The sequence below is a fragment of the Caulobacter sp. DWR1-3-2b1 genome, from assembly GCF_049895765.1.
In the GTDB taxonomy this organism is placed as follows: domain Bacteria; phylum Pseudomonadota; class Alphaproteobacteria; order Caulobacterales; family Caulobacteraceae; genus Caulobacter.
Map to the genome: position 1 here is coordinate 32,839 of NZ_JAFCSZ010000011.1, position 19,859 is coordinate 52,697.

Consider the following 19,859-nt stretch of genomic DNA (forward strand, 5'->3'; position numbering starts at 1 on the left):
ATCCCTCGCGCTCGTCCCAGCGAACGCGGCGGGAGAATGGCGGCAGCCGGGGCGGGCCGCAAGAGGCCGCCGATGGTTCGAGCTAGGTTGTCAGCCCGGCCTTCTGCAGCGTCTTGTAGGCCTTGATCACGCGCTGCAGCTTGTGCTCGGCGCTGCGGTCGCCGCCGTTGACGTCGGGGTGACAGCGCTTGAGCAGTTCCTTGTACTTGGCGCGGATCGCGGCGCTGTCGGCGCCGGCGTCGAGGTCCAGATCGGCCAGTGCGACGCGTTCCAGCTTGCCCAGATGGCGATCAGCGGCGGTGCGGTCGGATTCGGCCTTGCGCTGCTGGGCCCGGAACAGGCCGAATGGGTCGGCGATATGACGCGCGTCGCGGGCGGCCATGGCGGCGGCCTCGCGTGAGCGGCTGTCGGCCTTCATGCTCCAGGTCGGGCGACCGCCGGTGACCTTCTCGGTCTCCTGCTCGTTGCGGATCTGGGCCTCGTTCATCCCGGCGAAGAAGTTCCAGTTCTTGTTATATTCGGCCGCGTGCTTCTGGCAGAACCAGTAGTGCTCGTTGGGCATGTTGCGCGCCTTGGGAGCCTTCGCCGATCCGGCCAGACGGCACTCGGGATGGTCGCAGCGCTTCTCGCCCGGCTTGAGGCCAAGCACGTCCGGCGTCGCGCTCTCGCCTTCCTTGGGGGGGCGGACGCGGATGTCGAAAAACTTCGGGCGGTATTCAAACTCTTGGGCCATGGCCCCTAGAGTAAGCCGCAGCTATTTCTGTTCAAGGATTGACATGCAAGAGAGCGACATGGCCAGCGTATCAGACACCATTCGAAGCAAGCTCGAAGCCGCTTTTTCGCCTTCCAGGCTGGATCTGAAGGACGACAGCGACCGCCACCACGGCCATGCGGGCCACACCGGGGCGGGCGAGAGCCATTTCAATCTTGTGATCGAGGCCAACGCCTTTGTGGGCAAGGCCCGAGTGGCCCGTCAGCGCATGGTCCACCAGGTGTTGGCCGAGGAGCTGGCGGGGCCGGTTCACGCCCTTTCGATCATTGCGACGGCGCCTGGCGAAAGCTGAGTCCTTTCGCTGGGATGGGGCTTGCGCCGCCGCCCCGCGACTGATTGCCTCCCTCCCCGGCCCATCCCTCCGAAAGGGCCCGCCGGCGGGGCCTTTTGGGCCCTGAATCAACGAGGGATGGCATGAGCGCCGACGATACCGCCACGATGATTGAAATCGAGACCGCCGGCGCCTTGCCGGCCCTGCTGTCGCGATCCTACGCCCGCTATTCGAACTTCACCGTCGCCGCCGCCGTCATCGACGTCGAGGGGCGTGTGCATCTGGGCGTCAATGTCGAGAACGCGGCCTATCCGGTAGGCACCTGCGCCGAGCAGACCGCCATCGGCGCCATGGTCACGGCTGGTTCAAGGCGAATCGCCAAGGTCCTGATCGCGGCCGGTTCCAACGCCGTGGTGCAGCCTTGCGGCGCCTGCCGTCAGCGCATCGCCGAATTTGCGTCGGATCAGTGCGAGATCGTCTCGGTCCAAGACGGCGCGCCGACCGTACGCACGGCCTTTTGGACCCTGTTGCCAGAGAGCTTTGGTCCCCGCGACCTGGAATAGGCCTCAGACGGTCTGGGCGGCCAGTTGTTCAAGGACGCGGCGCAGGTCGGCCTCGCGGAAGGGCTTTTGCAGAACCAGTGCGCCACGGTGGCTTTCAGACAGCCCCGCCTCGCCATAGCCGCTGGCGAAGGCGAACGGCACGCCGCGGGCCTTCAAGGCGTCGGCGACCGGAAAGATCGGACGACCGCCCAGATTGACGTCGAGCAGGGCCGCGTCGATCTCGGCCGAACCGGCCAAGCGGAGGGCTTCCTCGATTTCAGCGGCGGGACCGATCACCGAACAGCCCAGGTCGCTGAGCATGTCCTCGACCAGCATGGAGACCAGAGCCTCGTCCTCGACCACCAGGACCTTCAAGGCGGACAGGGACTTCATATGGGCAGCTCCGTAACGTGCAAGGAAAACCCCGCGCAAACGCTCGTGTTCACGCTATCACAGGATAGGCCAGCGTCTCGCAACAGTTGCGCGAACAGCCGACTTTTCGCCCGTCCATCGACCGACGACCACGACAAATAATGCAACTGGTTCTCCCGCCCATGCCCGAACGGGCTGTTGAACGCGCCGGCGCGCCTGGGGTTCCCGGCTTTCGGTCAGAAATTTACGCCCTCGTCCAGCTTGGCGCTGATGCGCAGGGCCGTGACCTGATTCCTCTGGCGACGGAGGATCTGGAACCGGTGCTGATGGAAGATGAAGGTCTGGCCTGGATCGGGAATGGTCTGGGCTTCGTGGATCACCAGGCCCGCGATCGTCACCGCCTCGCCTTCGGGAAGATCCCAGTCCATGGCGCGGTTGAGGTCGCGCACCGTGACGTGGCCATCCACATGCACCGAACCATCGACCTGGGCGCGCACGCCCTCGACGCTGGTGTCGTGCTCGTCGTCGATCTCGCCGACGATCTCCTCGAGGATGTCCTCCAGTGTCACCAGCCCTTGAAGAGCGCCGTACTCGTCCACCACCATCGCAAAGTGGCTCTTGCGCTTGAGGAAGGCGTTGAGCTGGTCCTTGAGGTTGGTGGTGTCGGGAATGAACCACGGCTCGCGCAGGATGGCGGCGATGTCGAGGGCGTCGATGCCGCCTTCGGACTCGGCGAGAGCTCGCAACAGGTCGCGGGCGTGCAGCACGCCGATGATGTTGTCGGGATTGTCGCGATACAGCGGAATGCGGGTGTGTGGCGCTTTTAGCGCCTCGGCCACCAGTTGGCGGGGCGACAGGTCGGCGTCGCACATCACCATCGACTTGCGGTGGACCATGATCTCCGAGACGTCCATGTCCGACAGGTCCAGCACCCCGCCCAGCATGCGCCGGTCGCCGCTTTCGACCAAGCCTTCGGAGTGGTGGTACTCGACGGCCCCGCGGATCTCCTCGTGTGCCGCCAGGACGTCGACGGCCATGTCCAGCTTGACGCCAAACAGCCGCAGGGTCCGGCGGACGATCCACTGGATGGCGTAGATGATCGGGCCGAACAATCGCACGACCAGCAGGGTCGGCCCTGACAGGAACCGCGCCACGTCGTCGGACTTCAGAATCGCCAGGGTCTTGGGAAGCACTTCGGCGAACACCAGGACCAGCACGGTCATGGTCGCGGTGGCGACCGCCACGCCCCACGGGCCGGGGATGGCGGCGGTCAGCACCGTGGTCGCCAGGGCCGAGGCCAGGATATTAACCAGATTGTTGCCCAGCAACACCGCCCCGATCATCGTCTCCTGATCCGACAGCAGCTTGTTGACCCGCTTGGCCGCGCGGTCTCCGTCGCGCTCCAACTGGTGCATCCGCGCCCGGCTGGCGGCGGTCAGCGCCGTCTCGGCGGCCGAGAACAGGGCCGAGATCGCCAGCAGGCTGATGACGATAGGCGCGAGGCCAAGGATGGCGGTAAGGATCATGAGACGCTTGTACGCGCTAGGCCTCGATGGACAAGGCCCGCACGCCGCGCGGGCGGCCGTCGTGGCCGGTCCATTGGAAGGTCTCGCCGGCGGTCATGCCGATCAGGGCGGCGCCCACCGGGGTCAGCACCGAGATGCGGCCTTCATCGATGCTGGCGTCGCGCGGCAGGCTCAGCCGCACGCGGCGAACCTGACCGCTGGACAGGTCCTGGTACTCCAGGGTCGAGCCGATGCTGGCGAACGGGCGCGGCGCGTCACCGGGTTCGACGATCACGGCGCGAGCCATTTCGCTGGCCAGCACGCGGCTGCCAGCGGCGCGGTCGGCGACCGCCTGCGCCAGGTTGGACAGGATCTCGTGGTCGGCCTCGGTCACATAGACCGGGGGCAGGGTTTGGGTTTGGGTGGGGAAGTTCATCATTAGCTTTCTGGGGAGTTTTGAGCCTCGCCCGGCGCCTTTGTTCGAGGCGGCCTACGGGGGCTCGATGGGACGCGCCATGTGGCGCGAACGTCGTCCGACGCGGATCTCTTGGGGAAGCCTCGGCGCTCTTGCCGCAGGCCCTTAGGGAGCGTGATGAAAGATGCGTTCCGGGGTTATTAATATCGTCCCGCGCTTGGTCAGCGTCGGGGTCGAGAGGCCTGCGTTCAGGCGCCCAGCGGCGTTCAATTCGCCTCTGGTGGGATGCAGATGGGGAGCCCCGTAGGTAATGTCAAATGGCGGGGGAAAATCACCCCGCCACCAAGCGGGCTTCAGCCGCCGCTGGCGTCCACCACGATAGCCACCGTTTTGCCCCGGGACATCGGCTCCCATCCGGCCTCGATGGCGGATGTAATGGCTTTGGACACGAGCTCCGGCGCGATCTGCGAGGGCTTCAGGAGCGGCGCGCCGTACCGCGGCTCCGGGCCGGGAGGAAACTCCACCACGGCTTCACGCTGCCAGTCCCTGTGACGCACGCCGATCGCCATGCCGTGACGGGTCCCGTTGTCGCTGGACCAGCCGGGCTGGCGATGAAGCCGCCAGACATAGGGCTCCCCGCCGACCGCGATCTCAAATTCAGAGCTTTGCTTGGTTCGTGCCATGAGAGGGTGTTAGCCCGGTCAGCGCGTCCAGACCACCCCGCCGCAGGGCGGTAGGGCCGTTAGTCGGCGGCGCCGTCCTCGACCAGAAAGGCTCTGAGCGCCGCGCGGTCGACGTTCTTGGCGACGAACGCGTCGCCGATCCCGCGCGCCAGCACGAAGGTCAGGGCGCCGCCCTCGGCCTTCTTGTCCTGACCGCAGTGGGCGATCAGGGCGTCGGCGCTGAACGGCTGGGGGCGCCCACTCTGCCTCATAACGTCGCTCATCCGGGTCGGCAGGCCGGCGGCCTTGATGGCGGCTTCGGCGCGAACGGCGTCCTGGCCGGGGCAAAGGCCAAGGCGAGCCGAAAAGCGGAAGGCCTGGGCCATGCCGACGCCAACGGCCTCGCCGTGCTTGAGGGCGGCGCCAAAGCCCATCTCCGCCTCGATGGCGTGGCCGAAGGTGTGGCCAAGGTTCAGCAAGGCGCGGCGGCCGGCTTCCTTCTCGTCCTCGGCGACGATCTCGGCCTTCATCTCCACCGAACGGCCAACGGCGCGGACAAGGGCCTCGGTGTCGCGCTCCAACACAGCCTGGACGTTACGCTCCAGCCATTCGAAGAAGGCGAAGTCGCCCAGCAGGCCGTACTTGACCACCTCGGCATAGCCACAGGCCATCTCGCGGGCGGGCAGGGTGCACAGCACGTCGAGATCGGCGAGGACCAGGCGCGGCTGATGGAAGGCGCCGATCAGGTTCTTGCCGCGCGGGGTGTCGATGGCTGTCTTGCCGCCCACCGAGCTGTCGACCTGGGCCAGCAGAGTCGTCGGCACCTGAATGAAGTCGACACCACGCTTGTAAATGGCTGCCGCGAAGCCGGTCAGATCGCCGATCACGCCGCCGCCGAACGCCACGATCATGTCGCCGCGCTCTAGCCCCAGATGCAGCAGACGGTCGGACAGGTCGGCCAGACCCTCGAAGCTTTTGGTCTCCTCTCCGGGCGCCATGACGATCATGTCGACGCTGACCCCGGCGCGTTCCAGAGCCACCGACAGCCGCTCGCCGTGGTGCTCGCCGACGATGGAATCGGTGACGATGGCGGTGCGCTTGTGCTTCAGCAGCGGCGCGATGCGCTCGCCGGCGCGGTCGATCAGCCCCGTACCGATGACGACATCATAGGCGCGGTCGCCAAGCCCGACGGGAACGGTGCGGATCATGGCTGGAATGACTCCTGGTTCAGATGATCGCGCAGCGCCGAGATCACGGCGTCCACCGCCACGGCGTGAGGCGTGTCGCCGGTCTGAACATGAACATGGGCCTGGGCGTAGGCGGGACTGCGGATCTTGGCCAGCTCGGTAAGCACCTCGACCGGGTCGCGGTTCTTGAGCAGAGGCCGGTTGTCCTTGCGACCCACGCGGCGCGCCAGAAGCTCAACATCGGCCTTTAGCCAGACTGAGATGGCGTGCTGGTTGATCAGGAAGCGGGTCTCGTCGTTGACGAAGGCGCCTCCCCCGGTCGCCAGAACGTGCGGCGGCTCTTCCAGCAGGCGGGCGATGACCCGACGCTCGCCGTCGCGAAAGGCGGCCTCGCCCAGTTCGGCGAAGATTTCGGGGATCGAACGGCCGGCGGCGTCCTCGACCTCGTTGTCGGCGTCGCGGAACGGCAGGTCCAGCGCCAGGGCCATACGACGGCCGACGCTGGACTTGCCCACGCCCATCAGGCCCACCAGTACGATGGTGCGGTTGCGCAGGAGCTGAATCGAAGGGGCGGGATCGACGGTCATGATGCGGACGCGGGTTTACACGAGGCTTGGCCCCAGCGCCAAGTTTCGCTGAACCCGGTTTTGCTGGAGGGGGCCTTGGGTCATAACTGGAGCATGATGTCTCGCATGCGTTCGCTTCCTCGCCGGGCCGCCGCCCCGATCCTTGCCGTTCTGCTGGCCGTCCCGCTGGCTGGAGCCGCCGCTCCCACCCTGGCCCAGGTGCAGGTGCAGTCCCTGGCGCCGCCGGACCTGTTCTCTACTGCCGCCACCCAGACCAACCTCGGGGCCGATTTGTGGAAGGACACCGCGCCCGACATCGCCCGGGACGTGCTGCCCAGGCTGGCCGTCAAGCCGCTATCGCCGGCGTTCAGCGATCTAGCGCGGCGGGTGCTGGCCACGGGAGCCAACGGGCCGGCTGGCGTGGGCGCCGATCCCGATCTTGGCGCGGCGCGGGCCATGGCCCTGATCGCTCTGGGCGAAGCCGTGGGCGCCGACGCCGTGCTCGACCGCGCGCCAGGCGTGGCCAGCAGCGCGCTCCTGTCGCTGGCGGCGGCCGAGGCGGCCCTGATCAAGGGCGACGACGACAAGGCCTGCCGGATCGGCGAGGCGCTGACCATCGACCGGGGCGCCAGCTACTGGCTGCGGCTGCGGGCCTTCTGCCAGGCGCGGGCTGGCCAGATCGACGCCGCGCAGCTGACCTTCTCCCTGGCCCAACAACAGACCGCCAAGCAGGGAGGTGACGCCGACTATGCGCGCCTGATGGGCGCTCTGCTGGCCGGAACCCCGGCCGGGACGGCCAATCTGCGGAGCGGGATCAACTACGCCCTGTCGCGCAAGCTGGGCCTGGATATTCCGGCCGGGGCCGGGACGGCTTCGCCGGCGCTCAAGCCCGTGGTCCTGCCGCGCGCCGCCCCGTCAGCCATGGGATCAGGAGGCGACCTGACGGCGGCGGAGACATCGGACCTGGCTTTGTTGCGACAGGCCAAGGGCTTGTCGGCGTTCGTCGAGGCGGCCAAGGCTTCTTCGGCGTCTATCACGGCCCTGACGCGGGCCGACGCGCCGCTGCGCGACCCGGTGCTGTTCGCGCGCGCGGCCCTGGCCGCCGGCGACCTGGACACCGCCCAGCTGATCCGCTCGCGCCTGACCCAGGACCAGATTCCCGGCGCGACGATCACCGACCTTGCTTTGCTGGACGCCATGATCTCCGCCGGCTCGGGCAAGCCCGACAGCCAGACCCTGGACCGGCTGGTCGAGCGCGGCGCCCAGAACGGTCCCAAGTCGCCAGCCCAGCCGGCGGCCCTGTTGCTGGCCTCCCTGGGCGGAGTGATGAGCCCGGTGGCGCGCGGTCAGTTCGCTAATTTCGACCTGGGAAAGCCTGCCGGTTCCACGGCGCGTCTGGTGCTGCTGGACGAGGCGGCAGCCATGGGGCTGAAGGGCGAAACGGCTCTGCTGGCCCTTTCAATCGCGAGCGAGACCGGGACCGCTGGTCCGTCCCCGGCCGACCGCGCCCGTATCGCACACAGCCTGGCCAAGGTGGGGCTGACCGCCGACGCCCGCGCCGTGGTGGTCGAAGGCCTGCTGGCCCTGCAGCTGACCAAATGAGCGCCGCCGGCTGGGTCGAGGCCTTCCTCGAGATGATGGCCGTCGAGCGGGCGGCCGCGCGCAACACCCTGACGGCCTATGGCAAGGACCTTGAGGACGCGCGGGGCTATCTCGCCAAGACTGGCGGCGATCTCGACATCGCCTCGACCGAGACCATCGAGGCCTATTTCCAGGACCTGGGCGTGCGAGGCCTGTCGCCCGCCACGGCCGCCCGGCGACGCTCGTCCGTGCGGCAGTTCTATCGCTTCGTGCTGGAAGAGGGCTGGCGGGCCGACGACCCCTCGCGCCGTGTCGCCGCGCCCAAGGCCGGCCGGCCCCTGCCCAAGGTGCTGTCGCGCGATGAGGTCGACCGCCTGATCGCGGCGGCGGCCGCCAGGGACGGCGGCCAGGGCCTGCGCCTGACCTGCATGATCGAGCTGCTCTACGCCTCGGGCCTGCGGATCTCCGAACTGCTGGCCCTGTCGCTCAACGCCCTGGCCCGAGACCCGGCGTTCCTGACCGTCAAAGGCAAGGGCGGCAAGGAGCGGCTGGCGCCTCTGAACGCCCCGGCGCGCACGGCGGTGAAGGCCTATTTAAAGGTAAGGAAGCAATTTCTGCCAAAAGGCGCGAAAGACAGTCCATGGCTCTTTCCCTCACGTGGCGCGTCCGGCTACCTGACTGCGCGTCGGGTCTCGCAACTGTTGGAAGACGCCGCCATCGCCGCCGGCATCGACCGCGAGAAGGTCAGCCCGCACGTGCTGCGCCATGCTTTCGCCACCCACCTGCTGGAGGGCGGCGCGGACCTGCGGGTGATCCAGACCCTGCTGGGCCATGCCGACATCGGCACCACCCAGATCTACACCCACGTCGCCGGCGACCACCTGGCCCAGGTGGTGAAGTCCAAGCATCCGCTGGGTCGCAAATGATCTCTGTTGTCATCCCGGCCAAGCGCGTCGCGCGCCGAGCCGGGACCGCCGGAAGCTTTGAGCCTGTCGCGGTCCCAGGCCTTCGCTGCGCTACGCCCGGGATGACAGGTTTATGTCTCGCAGAGCGCCTGATAGAAAGCCGCGCTCTTTAGGAACGCGACATGTCCGACGAAACCCGCGACAGCAACGGCGCGATCCTGGCCGATGGCGACAACGTCACCCTGATCAAGGACCTCAAGGTCAAGGGCTCGGGCGGCGTCACGCTGAAGCGCGGCACGCTGGTCAAGAACATCCGCCTGACCGGCGACACCGACGAAATCGAGGCCAATGTCGAAAAGGTGCGCGGCCTCGTTCTGCGCGTCGAGTTCGTCAAGAAGGCCTGACGGCTCAGGACGAGCATCGGCGGTGGGGCTGCGCTAGCTGAAAAGGGCGCCTATATGGCGTTCATTCTCTCGGCACAGGAGCTACCCCATGAAGATCCGGAAACTCGGCGACGGACTGGACGTCTCGGCCATCGGCCTGGGCTGCATGGGGATGAGCTGGGCCTACGGTCCGGCCCCCGACAAGGCCGAAACCTTCAAGGTGCTGGCGCGCGCCGTCGAACTGGGCGTCACCTTCTTCGACACCGCCGAGGTCTATGGCCCTTTCGTCAACGAAGAGCTGGTGGGAGAGGGGCTGAAGCCCTTCCGCGACAAGGTCGTGATCGCCACCAAGTTCGGCTTCAAGATCGCTGCGCCCGACGAGAAGGGCGCACGCCGTATGATCGGCGTGGACAGTCGTCCCGAGCACATCCGCGAGGTCGCCGAGGCCTCACTCAAGCGCCTTGGCGTCGAGGTCATCGACCTGTTCTACCAGCACCGCGTCGATCCCAACGTGCCGATCGAGGATGTCGCGGGCGCCGTGAAGGACCTGATCGCCGAGGGCAAGGTCAAGCATTTCGGCCTCTCCGAAGCCGGCGCGGCGACCATTCGCAAGGCCCATGCCGTGCAGCCGGTGGCGGCCCTGCAGAGCGAGTATTCGCTGTGGACGCGCGGCGTCGAAGCCGAAATCCTGCCGACGATCCGCGAACTGGGTGTCGGCCTGGTGCCTTACAGCCCGCTGGGACGCGGCTTCCTGACCGGGGCCCTGACCAGCGACACCGGCCTGGCCAAGGACGACTTCCGCCGCAGCCTGCCCCGCTTCCAAGGCGAGGCCCTGGCCAAGAACCTGTCGCTGGTCGAGGCCCTCACCCTGATCGCCGGCGAGAAGGGCATTACACCCGCCCAACTGGCCCTGGCGTGGTTGCTGCACCAGGGACCGGACATCGCGCCTATCCCCGGCACCACCAAGATCGGCCGGCTGGAAGAGAACCTCGGCGCAGTCGACGTGGTTCTGACGACCGAGGATCTGACCCGCATAGCCGCAGCCGTCCCCGAGACAGCGGTTGAGGGCGAGCGCTACAGCGAGGCCGGTCTGGCGATGGTTGGGCGGTAAGCCAGGGCCGTCGTCTTCACATCCACCGGTCCTTCGCACGCTCCACACCGGACCACCGGGACCAACCGCGCCCCGCAGGCGTGGGTCAGGATCTCCGGTGGGCCGGCACCGCCGGAGAGCCAGCGGTCGCCCCAGGCCATCAGGGCCGCGATCAACGGGAAGAAGTCGCGGCCTTCCTTGGTCAGCTTGTATTCCCAGCGTTCAGGGCGGCTCTGATAGAGATGCTTCTCAAGCATGCCCCGCTCGACCAGGCGCGAAAGCCGGTCGGTGAGGATGTTGCTGGCCACCTTCAGCTCGGCCTGCAGATCGGTGAAGCGGGTCAGGCCATAGAAGCTGACGGCGACGAGGTAGGCGGTCCAACGGTCGCCCAGCACCTCGATGGAGCGCTCCAGCATCGGGTGCAGTGGAACCCCGCCGACGCCTTCCGAGCCTTGGGCATCGCTGGCCCGGCGCGAATGTCGCGCGCGGGGGGCAGACTCCAGGCCAGCGCCGGGACCAGGCGTCAGGACGATGTCGCGCACCTTCACCGGCGCGGCGCAGGCTTGGCAGACCAGGACCGGGCGCAGAGATTGTCCACAGGGGCTGTGGATAATCTGATGCGAGGGACAATCGGGATCGTGCCGCCAGCGCATCTCCCAGCCCAGCAGCATCAGGGCCGAGTCGTAGAGGTCCTTGCCCATGGCGGTCAGGCAGTATTCGTGGCGAACGGGTCGAAGCTGGTAGGTGCGCTTTTCCAGCACCCCGGCAGCTTCCAGGCGCCCCAGCCGATCCACCAGCAGCGAGCGGGCCATGCCGGTCATGGCGATGAAGCCATCGAAGCGCTTCACGCCCATGAAGGCCGCGTACAGGAGCAGCAGGGTCCAGCGGTCGCCGATCAGGTTCAGCGCGCGGGCGGCCGAGCTGTTGCGGACGAGTGTCGGGGCCTGGATCGGCTGAACCATGGGGCTTGGTGCGGCGCCGCGCGGCGGGCTGTCAACGCCGGGCATGGACTCTGCCTTAGTCACTTGTATAGTCAGACTGACTGGTGAGCGCGGCGCGGGAGGCGGCCATGGTCTATGTGCTGGGCGGATGGCAGAGCGACTTCTCGGCCAATTGGAGCCGGCAGGGTCGCGACCTGGCCGACGCCTTTGGCGAGGCCGTCGGCGAGGGGCTGGCGGCGGCGCAGCTCGACCCCGAGGAGATAGAGACCGGCCACGTCGGAAATTTCGCTGGCGAGCTATTTGCGGGGCAGGGCTTGCTGGGCGGCATGTTCGGTCAGGTGCATCCGGCCTTCGACGGCCTGCCGACCGCGCGCCATGAGGCGGCTTGCGCCTCGGGCAGTGTCGCGATCCTGGCCGCCACGGCCGAGATCGAGGCTGGCCGCTACGACCTGGCCTGCGTGGTCGGTATCGAGCAGATGCGCAACGTCCCGGGCCAGAAGGCCGCCGAGAACCTCGGCAGCGCCGCCTGGGCGGGACATGAATTTCAGGACGCGCGGTTCCTGTGGCCCGCCGCCTTCTCCGATCTGGCCGAGGAATATGACCGCCGCTACGGGCTGAAATACGAGCACCTGATGGCGATCTCGGAACTCAACTTCGCCAACGGCCGCCGCAACCCCAACGCCCAGACCCGCGACTGGCGGTTCGGGCCCGAGGCCTTCACGGCAGATGAGGTCGCCAATCCGGTAGTCGAGGGTCGCACGCGCAAGCAGGATTGCGGCCAGGTCACCGACGGGACAGCGGTGGTGTTTCTCGCCTCTGCCGAGCGCGCCAGGGCCTATGCTGACAGGCGCGGGATCGCGCTGGAAAGTATTCCCCGCATAAAAGGCTGGGGCCATCGGTCGGCGCCGATCAGCTATGCCCGCAAGATCGAGAACAGCCGGAGCGAGCCCTACGTCTTCCCGCAGGTGCGCCGCGCGATCCTCGACGCCCGCGCCCGGGCGGGGATCGCGCCGGATGTCTCCGGCATCGACGCCGTCGAAACCCATGACTGCTTCACCGCCACCGAATATATGGCCATCGACCATCTGGGCCTGACCGCGCCGGGCGAGAGCTGGAAGGCCATCGAGGCCGGCGACATCGCCGTGGGCGGCAAGCTGCCGATCAATCCGTCAGGCGGGCTGATCGGGTCTGGTCATCCGGTGGGGGCGACCGGCGTGCGGATGACGTTGGACGCCTTCAAGCAGGTGACCGGGACCGCCGGAGATTATCAGGTCGAGGGGGCCAAGACGGTGCAGACGCTGAACATTGGCGGTTCCACGACCACGACGGTGAGCTTCGTCGTGGGGATTTAACGGTACGGGAGATCCTCCCCCTGGCGGGGGAGGTGTCGCTCCCCGGATCCGGCCAGAGGCCGGTCCGAGGATAAACTCCGCCGACGGAGGGGGAAGTCCTGCTGACTCATTGCGGCCTTCCCCCTCCGGCCTCCGGCCGCCTCCCCCTCCAGGGGAGGATCTTTTCGCCGCCGCCTTTCGTATCTACTCGACCACAACACCCGGACGCCCATGAACCCCATTCTCCAACTGCTCGCTGTCAACGCCGCCGTCTCGGCCGCCGCCTTTGTCGTGCTGTGGCTGATCGGCCTTCGTCTCAAGGACGTCAGCTTCGTCGATAGCTGGTGGGGCCTGGGCATGGCCCTGATCGCCTGGACCTCCTGGCTCCAGATGGGGCCGACGCCGCATGGGACACTGCTGCTGGTGCTCTGCACTGTCTGGGCGCTGCGGCTGGGCGGCTACCTGCTGTGGCGCTGGCGTAAGAACGGACCGGACCGCCGCTATGTGACGATGATGGCCCACGCCCAGCAGAACCGGGGCTGGAGCTTCGCCAAGGCATCCTTGCTGCTGGTCTTCGCCCTGCAATACGCCTTGCAGTTCGTCATCGCCCTGCCGGTGCAGCTGGGCCACGGCTCGACCGCGCCGCTGGGCGCCCTGGCCTGTGCCGGCGCCGCCATCGCGGTGGTCGGCATCTTGTTCGAGACCATCGGCGACGCGCAATTGGCAGCGTTCAAGGCCAATCCCGAAAACGCCGGCAAGGTGATGGACAAGGGCCTGTGGCGCTATACCCGCCATCCCAACTATTTCGGCGACGCCTGCGTCTGGTGGGGGCTCTATCTGATCGCCGCTGAAACCGGACTGGGCGCCTGGACCCTGCCGGCTCCGGTGCTGATGACCTTCCTGCTGACCAAGTGGAGCGGTGTTCCGACGGTCGAGGGCCGCATGCGCCGCAAGCGACCGGATTATGAGGGCTATGTGGCGCGGACCTCGGGGTTCGTCCCGTGGTTTCCGAAGAAAGGGTAGGTCGGCGACCACTTGCCCCCACCGGGTCGCTTCGCGACCGTCCACCCCCGGAGGGGACAGATGAGATCGTCTTCCCCCTCCGGGGGAGGAGCGCGCAGCGCGGAGGAGGCTAGTGGCTAACCGCGCAGCATCTCCCGACCCGCCCAGACACTATGCGTCCCGCTGCTGATCTTGTGCGGCAGGGCGATGCGGCAAACGATCTCGAACCGCTTGGCGTCAATCAGCACGCACTCCGACGTCCCCCGGTTTTCGTCGATGATGAAACTCACCAGATACCCGTCATCCTCGTCCACCGCCCCGACGCGCGGCGCGAACGGGGCCTCGCTGGCGTAGCGGCCTTCGGGCAGCTGGATCGACCAGCTCTGGCCGGTTTCCAGGTCGTGTTTCACGAAGCCGTTGAACAGGAACCAGCCCGGCTTTGACGTGGTGGAATAGGCGTAGCGATAGGGCCGGCCGGCATATTGCTGGTTGAACATCCCGAACTCGAGAATGCGCTCATCCAGATGGCCCTCAGTGGTCTCGCCAGTCTTGAGGTTGAAGCGCCAGCGATGGAGCTTCGGCCGGAAGCTGTGCTCGTCCAGATAGGCCATCAGGTGGCCATGACCCTCGGGCGCGTCCTCCAGCGGGCGCGGGGTCGGGTTTTCCTGGAAGTAGCCGTCGAGCACGATCTCGTCGCCATCCTCATAGGCGTTCAGCCAGTGCAGCACATAGGTCGGCGCGGCCTCGAACCAACGCACCTCGCCGCCATGGCGCGGCACGATGCCGAACCGCGAGGGCACGCCCTTGTGCAGGCGCACGGCGTGGATGTTTCGCTCCAGCAGGGCGGCGTCCCAGAACACTGGCAGGTCATTGAGGATCGAATAGTTCTTCGTGAACGCCATGTCGTGCGGCAGGCGCGGACCGGGCAGATCGATGGCCTGGTAGGTGGTGCGCTTGCCCGAAGCATTGACCACGCCATAGTGCATGTAGGGCGCGTGCTTGGAGTAGTTGAAGAACAGAAGCTCGCCTGTGGCCTCATCGACCTTGGGATGGGCCGAGACGCCGTCCAGCGGCGCCCAGGCAGCGACGCCCAGGTTTTCCAGGGTCAACGGATCCAGCCGATAGGCCTCGCCGCACTGATAGAAAGTGGCGATGGCCTCGCCGCCGTGGACGACGATGTCGGTGCTGGCGGTGTCCTTCAGGCCCCCGTGCGCGCCAAAGCCCGGGCGTTTCGATATGCCCGGACCATCAGCCAGACCGCCCCAGAGGCTCTCGCCCGCTTCCTGCTCGGCCTCGAAGCCGCGCGTGCGGATGAAGCGGTTGCGATAGGTGGCCGCGCCGTCCTTGAACTCGATCTGGTGGACCATGCCGTCGCCGTCGAACGGGTGATAGCGGCCCAGCGGCTGGTGGACGGGGTTTTCGGTGTTGCGCAGATAGACGCCGTCGATGTCGGTCGGGATCGCGCCTTCCAGCACCTCCAGGTTCCAGGCGTCGACCTCCTCGTGCAGCGGCGTCCAGGCCCCGGTCATATAGGGGTGGTTGGTCGGCTCCAGCGAGGTGCGCACCGGCGGCAGGCGTTCGATCTTCATGGCGGACCTCGCGAAGGGATAGAGGACCTTACCGCCGGTCAGTCTTGTTGTGCAAGTAAGTCAGGGTTAACGCGCCGCGCCGACCCGCCAGATCACATTGCCTACGTCGTCGGCGACCAGCAGGGCGCCGGTCTTGTCGACCATCACGCCGACTGGGCGACCCTGGGCTTCGCCCTTGGCGTTGAGAAAGCCGGTCAGGAAGTCTTCGGGCTGGCCGGCGGGCTTGCCTTCGAGGAACGGGATGAACACCACCTTGTAGCCGGACTGAGGCTTGCGGTTCCACGAGCCGTGCTGGCCGATGAACACACCGTTTCTGTAGCGCTCGGGGAAGGTCGCCCCCTCGTAGAAGGTCAGGCCCAGCGAAGCGGTGTGGGCGCCCAGAGCGTAGTCCGGCTTGATCGCCTTGGCGACCAGATCGGGCCGGGGCGGCTTCACGCGAGTGTCCACCGTCTGGCCGAAATAGCTGTAGGGCCAGCCATAGAAGCCGCCGTCCTGCACCGAGGTCATGTAGTCGGGGACCAGGTCGTTGCCGATCTCGTCGCGCTCGTTGACCGCGGTCCACAGCTTGCCGGTCACAGGTTCCCAGCCCATGCCGTTGGGATTGCGGATGCCCGAGGCGAACACTCGGCTGGCGCCGGTGGCGGGGTCGATCTCCAGGATGCCGGCGCGACGTTCCTCGTTCTGCATGCCGTTCTCGCCGACATTGCTGTTGGAGCCGACGGTCGCATAGAGCTTGGAGCCGTCCTTGCTGGCGATCAGGCTCTTGGTCCAGTGGTGGTTGATCGGGCCGCCCGGCAGGTCGGCGATCTTGCGCGCGGGCGCCGCGATGCTTGTCGCGCCCGCCTGATAGGGGAAGGCTACGACCGCGTCGGTATTGGCCACGTAGAGGGTGTCGCCGATCAGGGCCATGCCGAACGGAGAGTTCAGGCCGGTCAGAAAGGGTGTCTTGATCTCGGCCACACCGTCGCCATCGGCGTCGCGCAGCAGGGTGATCCGGTTGGCGCTAGGCGTCCTGGCGCCGGCCTTGCTCATGATCAGCTTTTCGGCCCAAGCCCGGAGATCGAAGCCCTTCTTCTTTTCCTTCGGCGGTCCGTTGGTTTCGGCGACCAGCACATCGCCATTGGGGAGCACCAGCAGCCAGCGCGGATGATCCAGACCCGAGGCGAAGGCTGTGACCCGGAAGCCCGCCGGGGCGGTGGGTATTGCGCCGTTTGGCCAGCGATTGACCGGCGCGACCTTCACCGTCGGAAACAGCGACTTGGTCGGGGCTGGCAGGGCCGGGTTGGGGCCATAGCCAGTGGCGGCCGTCTGTGACTCGCTCTGGCTACAGGCGGCCAGCGCCAGCAGTGCAGTGACCGTGAGCGCGGCGGGGTGACGAAGGCGCGGCATGGGGCTCTCCTGAGACCCGGCTATAACGCTTGAGAAGCGTTCCGCGTTCTTTGGCGGGAGGGTCGCAAGGAACGCTAGACTATTGCCGGGCCGCGTCGAGTTTCCCCATCGTCAGTCCGCACGTAGTACGGGCGCGGGACGTCGCGAAAGAGCCTGGGCCGCGGCCAGCAAGCCGCCGACCGCCGACAGGCCCGCAGCGCCAGCCAGCAGGGCCATGACCCCCGCCCAGTCGATACTCCATTGCGCCTTGAACACCAGCACCACGACGGGCCATGCGGCGGCCAGACCCAGCAGCACGCCCGCCGCTCCGGCGATCAGGCCAACCGCGCCATATTCGACGACATAGGCCGACAGGATCTGGGCGCGCGTGCCGCCCAGCACCTTCAAGGTGGCGGCCTCGCGAGCCCGGGCTCGCGCTCCGGCGGCGATGGCGCCGGCCAGGACCAGCAGGCCCGCCAGGCCTGCCACGGCGGCGGCGCCCCGGATGGCCAGGGCTAGGCGGTCGAACAGGCCGGCGGCGGCCTCCAGCTGCTCTCGCACGCTGATGACGTTTACCGCCGGGAAGCTCTTGCCCAGGGCGCGGGTCAGGCGGGCCTCGGCGGGGCGGTCCATCTTGGCGATGGCGATGTTGCGAAGCACCGCGCCCTCCAGGCTTTTGGGATCCAGGATGATCGAGAAGTTGGGGCCAAAGCCGCCGAACTCGACCTTGCGCAAGACTGCGACCCTGGCTTCCAGGTCGCGGCCCAGGACGGAGAGGGTAATCATGTCGCCGGCCTTCAGGCCCGCGCCCTGCGCCAGTTCGACCTCCAGCGCCACCTGCGGCGGACCCGTGTAGCCAGCCGGCCACCAGCGGCCTTCGACGATCCCTGCTTCCTTGGGTTCGGCTTCGAGGACCGAGAGGTTCACATCGCTGTCGAAAGCCCAGCGCTCCGACGCCTTGATGGCCTGCAGGTCGACGGGTTTGCCCTTCAGGGCGACGATCCGGCCAGTGGCGAAGGGGATGCGCAGATAGCTTTCGGCATCCAGCGGGCCGGCGGCGCGAAAGACCTCGGCGTCGAAGGCGGTGACCTCGTCGCCGGGGATTTCGGTGAAGACCATGGCCGGGGCGCTCTTGGGCGCGACCTCGCGAACCTGGGCCAGCAGGGCCGACTGGATCAGCACCACGCAGGCCAGCAGGGCCACGCCAAGTCCGATGGCCGGTGTTGCGGTCCGCGCGGCGGAGCGGGGGCCGGCCAGGTTGGCCAGGCCGATGCGCATGGGACCGCGCGCCAGGCCGCGGACCTTGCCCGCCAGCCACGCGGCCAGCAGGCCCAGCGCCCAGAGCGCGACGAAGGCCACGGCCACGCCGGCGATCATGATCCCTGCGGCGATCGGCGTCGGGGCTGTGATGACCGCGAGAGCGGCCAGGCCCAGGCCGCTGATCGCCGCGCCGAGGGTCTCCAGTCCGAACGGCGCGCTAACGCCCAAGGCGCGGCGGAACAGGGCCGAGGGTGGGGTGGCGCGGGCGCGGGCCAGGGGGATCAGCGAGAAGGCCGCAGCCGCCAGCAGGCCAAAGGCGCCGGCCTTGATCAAGGGCAGGGGATAGACCGCGAACAGGGCCGGGATCGGCAGGGCGCTGCCGGCGATCTGGCCCAGAATTAGCGGCACGATGGCGCCGATGACCAGTCCGATGAGCACCCCGAGGCCGGCCAGCAGGCCGATCTGGATCAGATAGGTGTTGCGGATCAGTGCGCCGTCCGCGCCCAAGGCTTTAAGCACGGCGATGGAAGGCTCGCGCGTCGCCAGATAGGCCGAGACTGCGCCCGCCACGCCCAGACCGCCGGCCACTAGCGAAGCCAGGCCGATAAAGCCCAGGAAGTATTCCAGCTGGTCGATCAGCTTGCGCGCGCCCGGCGCGGCGTCGGAGCGGTCGCGGATATAGAGCCCGTTCTCGCCGAACGTCTTCTTCAGCGCCTTGCCGGCCGCGACCGGGTCGGCGCCTTGTGGCAAGGCGATGCGAACCGTCTGGGCCGATGGCAGGCCGGGAGCGAGCAGTCCGGTTGGATCCAGCAGCTCACGGCGCACCAGAACGCGGGGACCCAGCACGAAGCCGCGCGCCACGCTGTCGGGCTGGCGGATCATGGCGGCGCGGACGACCAGGGTCAGGGGGCCGGCTTCGAACCGGTCGCCGATCTTCAGGTTCAGGCGGTCCAGCAGGGCGGGCTCGACCGCCGCGCCGGGCAGGCCGTCGCGTGTGGCCAGAGCTTCTGCGAGCGAGCCTGCGCCTTGCAGTTCGACCTTGCCGGTCAAAGGATAGCCAGCATCGGCGCCGCGCAGATCGACCAGCCGCCGGTCGCCTGACGGCGCCTCAGCCATGACCCGCACGCGAGCGGTGTAGGAGGCCACGCCCAGCCTGGCGAAGGCGGCGCGCTCTTGCGGGGTGAAGTCGCGGTTCTCGACCGAGGCGGAGATATCGCCGCCGAGGATCTCACGGGCTTGGGATGCTAGCCCGCGCCGGAAAGCTTCGGCCGTTGAGCTGGCCGCCGCTATGGCGGCGACGCCCAAGGCGAGGCAGGCCAAGAATATTCCAAAGCCCCGGACGCCGGACCGCAGTTCACGGGCGGCGAGGCGGAACGAAAGGGCGCTCACTCGGCGGCCCCAGTAGCATCGGGGACGACCTTGCCATCGGCCATGCGAACGATGCGGTCGGCGCGCTGGGCGAGGATCGGATCGTGAGTGACCATCACCAGGGCCGCGCCGCATTCGGCGACCAGGTCGAACATCAGGTCGGCGACTGCGCCGGCGTTGCGCGAGTCGAGATTGCCGGTCGGCTCGTCGGCGAACAGCAGCATCGGCCGCGCCGCCAGGGCGCGAGCCAGGGCCACGCGTTGCTGCTCGCCGCCTGACAGCTGATGCGGATAGTGGGTCAGGCGCGAGGATAATCCCACCTTTCCCAGCCAGTCCCGGGCGGTCGGCAGGGCGTTCGCCGCGCGGGCGATCTCCAGCGGCGCGGCGACGTTCTCCTCGGCGGTCATGTTGGGCAGCAGGTGGAAGCTCTGGAATACCAGGGCAGCGCGGCCCCGGCGCAGACGGGCGCGGCCGTCTTCGTCCAGCTTGGCCAGGTCCTGCCCGAACAGCTCGACCGTTCCCGAGGTCGGGCGCTCGAGCCCGGCGGCCACCGAGATCAGCGACGACTTGCCCGAGCCCGACGGTCCGATGATGGCCACGCGCTCGCCCGCCGCCACATTCAGATCGACGCCGCGCAGGATGTTCACCGGCCCCGCTGTGGACGGCAGGGTCAGGGTCACCGACGACAGGGCAAGCGGCGCAGTGGCGTCGGTCATGAACTTTCCTTGTTTCGCGCGTTAAGTTGTCTC

At 67.8% G+C, this 19,859-nt stretch carries 20 protein-coding genes; 8 read left to right on the plus strand and 12 right to left on the minus strand.

The window, feature by feature from the left end:
- Positions 1-82 precede the first annotated feature (82 nt).
- On the minus strand, positions 83-733 hold the full coding sequence (locus ACP69S_RS11950) for a J domain-containing protein (RefSeq protein WP_425997465.1): 651 nt from the start codon (positions 731-733) through the stop codon (positions 83-85).
- A 58-nt stretch (positions 734-791) separates the two neighbouring features.
- Between ACP69S_RS11950 and ACP69S_RS11955 the strand changes: the two genes are divergently transcribed.
- Both ACP69S_RS11955 and cdd read left to right on the plus strand, forming a co-directional pair.
- Entirely contained in the window at positions 792-1,064 is a 273-nt protein-coding gene (locus ACP69S_RS11955) for a BolA family protein (RefSeq protein WP_425997467.1), read from the plus strand.
- A gap of 122 nt (positions 1,065-1,186) precedes the next feature.
- Positions 1,187-1,606 carry a cytidine deaminase gene (cdd, locus tag ACP69S_RS11960; RefSeq protein WP_425997469.1) on the plus strand — a complete coding sequence of 140 codons (420 nt, stop codon included), beginning with the start codon at positions 1,187-1,189 and terminating at the stop codon, positions 1,604-1,606.
- 3 nt (positions 1,607-1,609) lie between these two features.
- Here cdd and ACP69S_RS11965 read toward each other — a convergent pair whose 3' ends face one another.
- The 6 genes from ACP69S_RS11965 to ACP69S_RS11990 form a co-directional block, all read right to left on the minus strand.
- Positions 1,610-1,978: a response regulator gene (locus ACP69S_RS11965; RefSeq protein WP_425997471.1), complete on the minus strand. Its 369-nt coding sequence runs from the start codon at positions 1,976-1,978 to the stop codon at positions 1,610-1,612.
- 215 nt (positions 1,979-2,193) lie between these two features.
- On the minus strand, positions 2,194-3,480 hold the full coding sequence (locus ACP69S_RS11970) for an HlyC/CorC family transporter (protein WP_425997605.1): 1,287 nt from the start codon (positions 3,478-3,480) through the stop codon (positions 2,194-2,196).
- A 19-nt stretch (positions 3,481-3,499) separates the two neighbouring features.
- A complete protein-coding gene (locus tag ACP69S_RS11975; RefSeq protein ID WP_425997472.1) occupies positions 3,500-3,898 on the minus strand; it encodes a GreA/GreB family elongation factor in 399 nt (132 codons plus the stop codon).
- Positions 3,899-4,230: 332 nt separating this feature from the next.
- Positions 4,231-4,560 carry a hypothetical protein gene (locus tag ACP69S_RS11980; protein WP_425997474.1) on the minus strand — a complete coding sequence of 110 codons (330 nt, stop codon included), beginning with the start codon at positions 4,558-4,560 and terminating at the stop codon, positions 4,231-4,233.
- A gap of 59 nt (positions 4,561-4,619) precedes the next feature.
- Positions 4,620-5,747 carry a 3-dehydroquinate synthase gene (gene aroB / locus ACP69S_RS11985; protein WP_425997476.1) on the minus strand — a complete coding sequence of 376 codons (1,128 nt, stop codon included), beginning with the start codon at positions 5,745-5,747 and terminating at the stop codon, positions 4,620-4,622.
- Positions 5,744-6,313, minus strand: a complete 570-nt coding sequence (locus ACP69S_RS11990) for a shikimate kinase (RefSeq protein ID WP_425997478.1) — start codon at positions 6,311-6,313, stop codon at positions 5,744-5,746. The genes aroB and ACP69S_RS11990 overlap by 4 nt, the downstream gene beginning before the upstream one ends.
- Positions 6,314-6,418: 105 nt before the next feature.
- On the opposite strand from ACP69S_RS11990, the gene ACP69S_RS11995 reads away from it, so the two are divergent.
- From ACP69S_RS11995 to ACP69S_RS12010, 4 genes are all read left to right on the plus strand, one after another.
- A complete protein-coding gene (locus ACP69S_RS11995) occupies positions 6,419-7,894 on the plus strand; it encodes a hypothetical protein (protein ID WP_425997480.1) in 1,476 nt (491 codons plus the stop codon).
- Positions 7,891-8,799 carry a site-specific tyrosine recombinase XerD gene (locus ACP69S_RS12000; protein ID WP_425997482.1) on the plus strand — a complete coding sequence of 303 codons (909 nt, stop codon included), beginning with the start codon at positions 7,891-7,893 and terminating at the stop codon, positions 8,797-8,799. Before ACP69S_RS11995 ends, ACP69S_RS12000 begins: the two co-directional genes overlap by 4 nt.
- 161 nt (positions 8,800-8,960) lie before the next feature.
- Positions 8,961-9,182 (plus strand): alkylphosphonate utilization protein, encoded by a 222-nt coding sequence (locus tag ACP69S_RS12005; protein ID WP_425997484.1) that lies wholly within the window; start codon positions 8,961-8,963, stop codon positions 9,180-9,182.
- 88 nt (positions 9,183-9,270) lie between these two features.
- The gene (locus ACP69S_RS12010; protein ID WP_425997486.1) at positions 9,271-10,272 is read left to right on the plus strand and encodes an aldo/keto reductase; all 1,002 of its coding nucleotides are present in this window, start codon (positions 9,271-9,273) and stop codon (positions 10,270-10,272) included.
- Here the strand turns inward: ACP69S_RS12010 and ACP69S_RS12015 are convergent.
- Positions 10,236-11,258 (minus strand): winged helix-turn-helix transcriptional regulator, encoded by a 1,023-nt coding sequence (locus tag ACP69S_RS12015; protein ID WP_425997488.1) that lies wholly within the window; start codon positions 11,256-11,258, stop codon positions 10,236-10,238. The two genes, ACP69S_RS12010 and ACP69S_RS12015, sit on opposite strands and share 37 nt — an antisense overlap.
- Positions 11,259-11,320: 62 nt before the next feature.
- On the opposite strand from ACP69S_RS12015, the gene ACP69S_RS12020 reads away from it, so the two are divergent.
- Together ACP69S_RS12020 and ACP69S_RS12025 are read left to right on the plus strand one after the other, a co-directional pair.
- Positions 11,321-12,544 carry an acetyl-CoA acetyltransferase gene (locus ACP69S_RS12020; protein WP_425997607.1) on the plus strand — a complete coding sequence of 408 codons (1,224 nt, stop codon included), beginning with the start codon at positions 11,321-11,323 and terminating at the stop codon, positions 12,542-12,544.
- A gap of 210 nt (positions 12,545-12,754) precedes the next feature.
- Complete coding sequence (locus ACP69S_RS12025; RefSeq protein ID WP_425997490.1) at positions 12,755-13,546, plus strand: DUF1295 domain-containing protein; 792 nt, start codon at positions 12,755-12,757, stop codon at positions 13,544-13,546.
- 116 nt (positions 13,547-13,662) lie between these two features.
- Here the strand turns inward: ACP69S_RS12025 and ACP69S_RS12030 are convergent, their stop codons facing one another.
- The 4 genes from ACP69S_RS12030 to ACP69S_RS12045 form a co-directional block, all read right to left on the minus strand.
- Complete coding sequence (locus tag ACP69S_RS12030; RefSeq protein ID WP_425997492.1) at positions 13,663-15,114, minus strand: carotenoid oxygenase family protein; 1,452 nt, start codon at positions 15,112-15,114, stop codon at positions 13,663-13,665.
- A gap of 66 nt (positions 15,115-15,180) precedes the next feature.
- On the minus strand, positions 15,181-16,503 hold the full coding sequence (locus ACP69S_RS12035) for a PQQ-dependent sugar dehydrogenase (RefSeq protein WP_425997494.1): 1,323 nt from the start codon (positions 16,501-16,503) through the stop codon (positions 15,181-15,183).
- Between the two features lie 111 nt (positions 16,504-16,614).
- Positions 16,615-19,131, minus strand: a complete 2,517-nt coding sequence (locus tag ACP69S_RS12040) for an ABC transporter permease (RefSeq protein ID WP_425997496.1) — start codon at positions 19,129-19,131, stop codon at positions 16,615-16,617.
- Positions 19,128-19,826, minus strand: a complete 699-nt coding sequence (locus ACP69S_RS12045; RefSeq protein WP_425997498.1) for an ABC transporter ATP-binding protein — start codon at positions 19,824-19,826, stop codon at positions 19,128-19,130. Before ACP69S_RS12045 ends, ACP69S_RS12040 begins: the two co-directional genes overlap by 4 nt.
- Positions 19,827-19,859: the final 33 nt, after the last annotated feature.

What these genes read in the sequence shown, in the direction of transcription:
- ACP69S_RS11950 (WP_425997465.1), bottom strand. Translation starts at nt 733, where the DNA reads ATGGCCCAAGAGTTTGAATACCGCCCGAAGTTTTTCGACATCCGCGTC.
- ACP69S_RS11955 (WP_425997467.1), top strand. Translation starts at nt 792, where the DNA reads ATGGCCAGCGTATCAGACACCATTCGAAGCAAGCTCGAAGCCGCTTTT.
- cdd (WP_425997469.1), top strand. Translation starts at nt 1,187, where the DNA reads ATGAGCGCCGACGATACCGCCACGATGATTGAAATCGAGACCGCCGGC.
- ACP69S_RS11965 (WP_425997471.1), bottom strand. Translation starts at nt 1,978, where the DNA reads ATGAAGTCCCTGTCCGCCTTGAAGGTCCTGGTGGTCGAGGACGAGGCT.
- ACP69S_RS11975 (WP_425997472.1), bottom strand. Translation starts at nt 3,898, where the DNA reads ATGAACTTCCCCACCCAAACCCAAACCCTGCCCCCGGTCTATGTGACC.
- ACP69S_RS11980 (WP_425997474.1), bottom strand. Translation starts at nt 4,560, where the DNA reads ATGGCACGAACCAAGCAAAGCTCTGAATTTGAGATCGCGGTCGGCGGG.
- aroB (WP_425997476.1), bottom strand. Translation starts at nt 5,747, where the DNA reads ATGATCCGCACCGTTCCCGTCGGGCTTGGCGACCGCGCCTATGATGTC.
- ACP69S_RS11990 (WP_425997478.1), bottom strand. Translation starts at nt 6,313, where the DNA reads ATGACCGTCGATCCCGCCCCTTCGATTCAGCTCCTGCGCAACCGCACC.
- ACP69S_RS11995 (WP_425997480.1), top strand. Translation starts at nt 6,419, where the DNA reads ATGCGTTCGCTTCCTCGCCGGGCCGCCGCCCCGATCCTTGCCGTTCTG.
- ACP69S_RS12000 (WP_425997482.1), top strand. Translation starts at nt 7,891, where the DNA reads ATGAGCGCCGCCGGCTGGGTCGAGGCCTTCCTCGAGATGATGGCCGTC.
- ACP69S_RS12005 (WP_425997484.1), top strand. Translation starts at nt 8,961, where the DNA reads ATGTCCGACGAAACCCGCGACAGCAACGGCGCGATCCTGGCCGATGGC.
- ACP69S_RS12010 (WP_425997486.1), top strand. Translation starts at nt 9,271, where the DNA reads ATGAAGATCCGGAAACTCGGCGACGGACTGGACGTCTCGGCCATCGGC.
- ACP69S_RS12015 (WP_425997488.1), bottom strand. Translation starts at nt 11,258, where the DNA reads ATGCCCGGCGTTGACAGCCCGCCGCGCGGCGCCGCACCAAGCCCCATG.
- ACP69S_RS12020 (WP_425997607.1), top strand. Translation starts at nt 11,321, where the DNA reads ATGGTCTATGTGCTGGGCGGATGGCAGAGCGACTTCTCGGCCAATTGG.
- ACP69S_RS12025 (WP_425997490.1), top strand. Translation starts at nt 12,755, where the DNA reads ATGAACCCCATTCTCCAACTGCTCGCTGTCAACGCCGCCGTCTCGGCC.
- ACP69S_RS12030 (WP_425997492.1), bottom strand. Translation starts at nt 15,114, where the DNA reads ATGAAGATCGAACGCCTGCCGCCGGTGCGCACCTCGCTGGAGCCGACC.
- ACP69S_RS12035 (WP_425997494.1), bottom strand. Translation starts at nt 16,503, where the DNA reads ATGCCGCGCCTTCGTCACCCCGCCGCGCTCACGGTCACTGCACTGCTG.
- ACP69S_RS12045 (WP_425997498.1), bottom strand. Translation starts at nt 19,826, where the DNA reads ATGACCGACGCCACTGCGCCGCTTGCCCTGTCGTCGGTGACCCTGACC.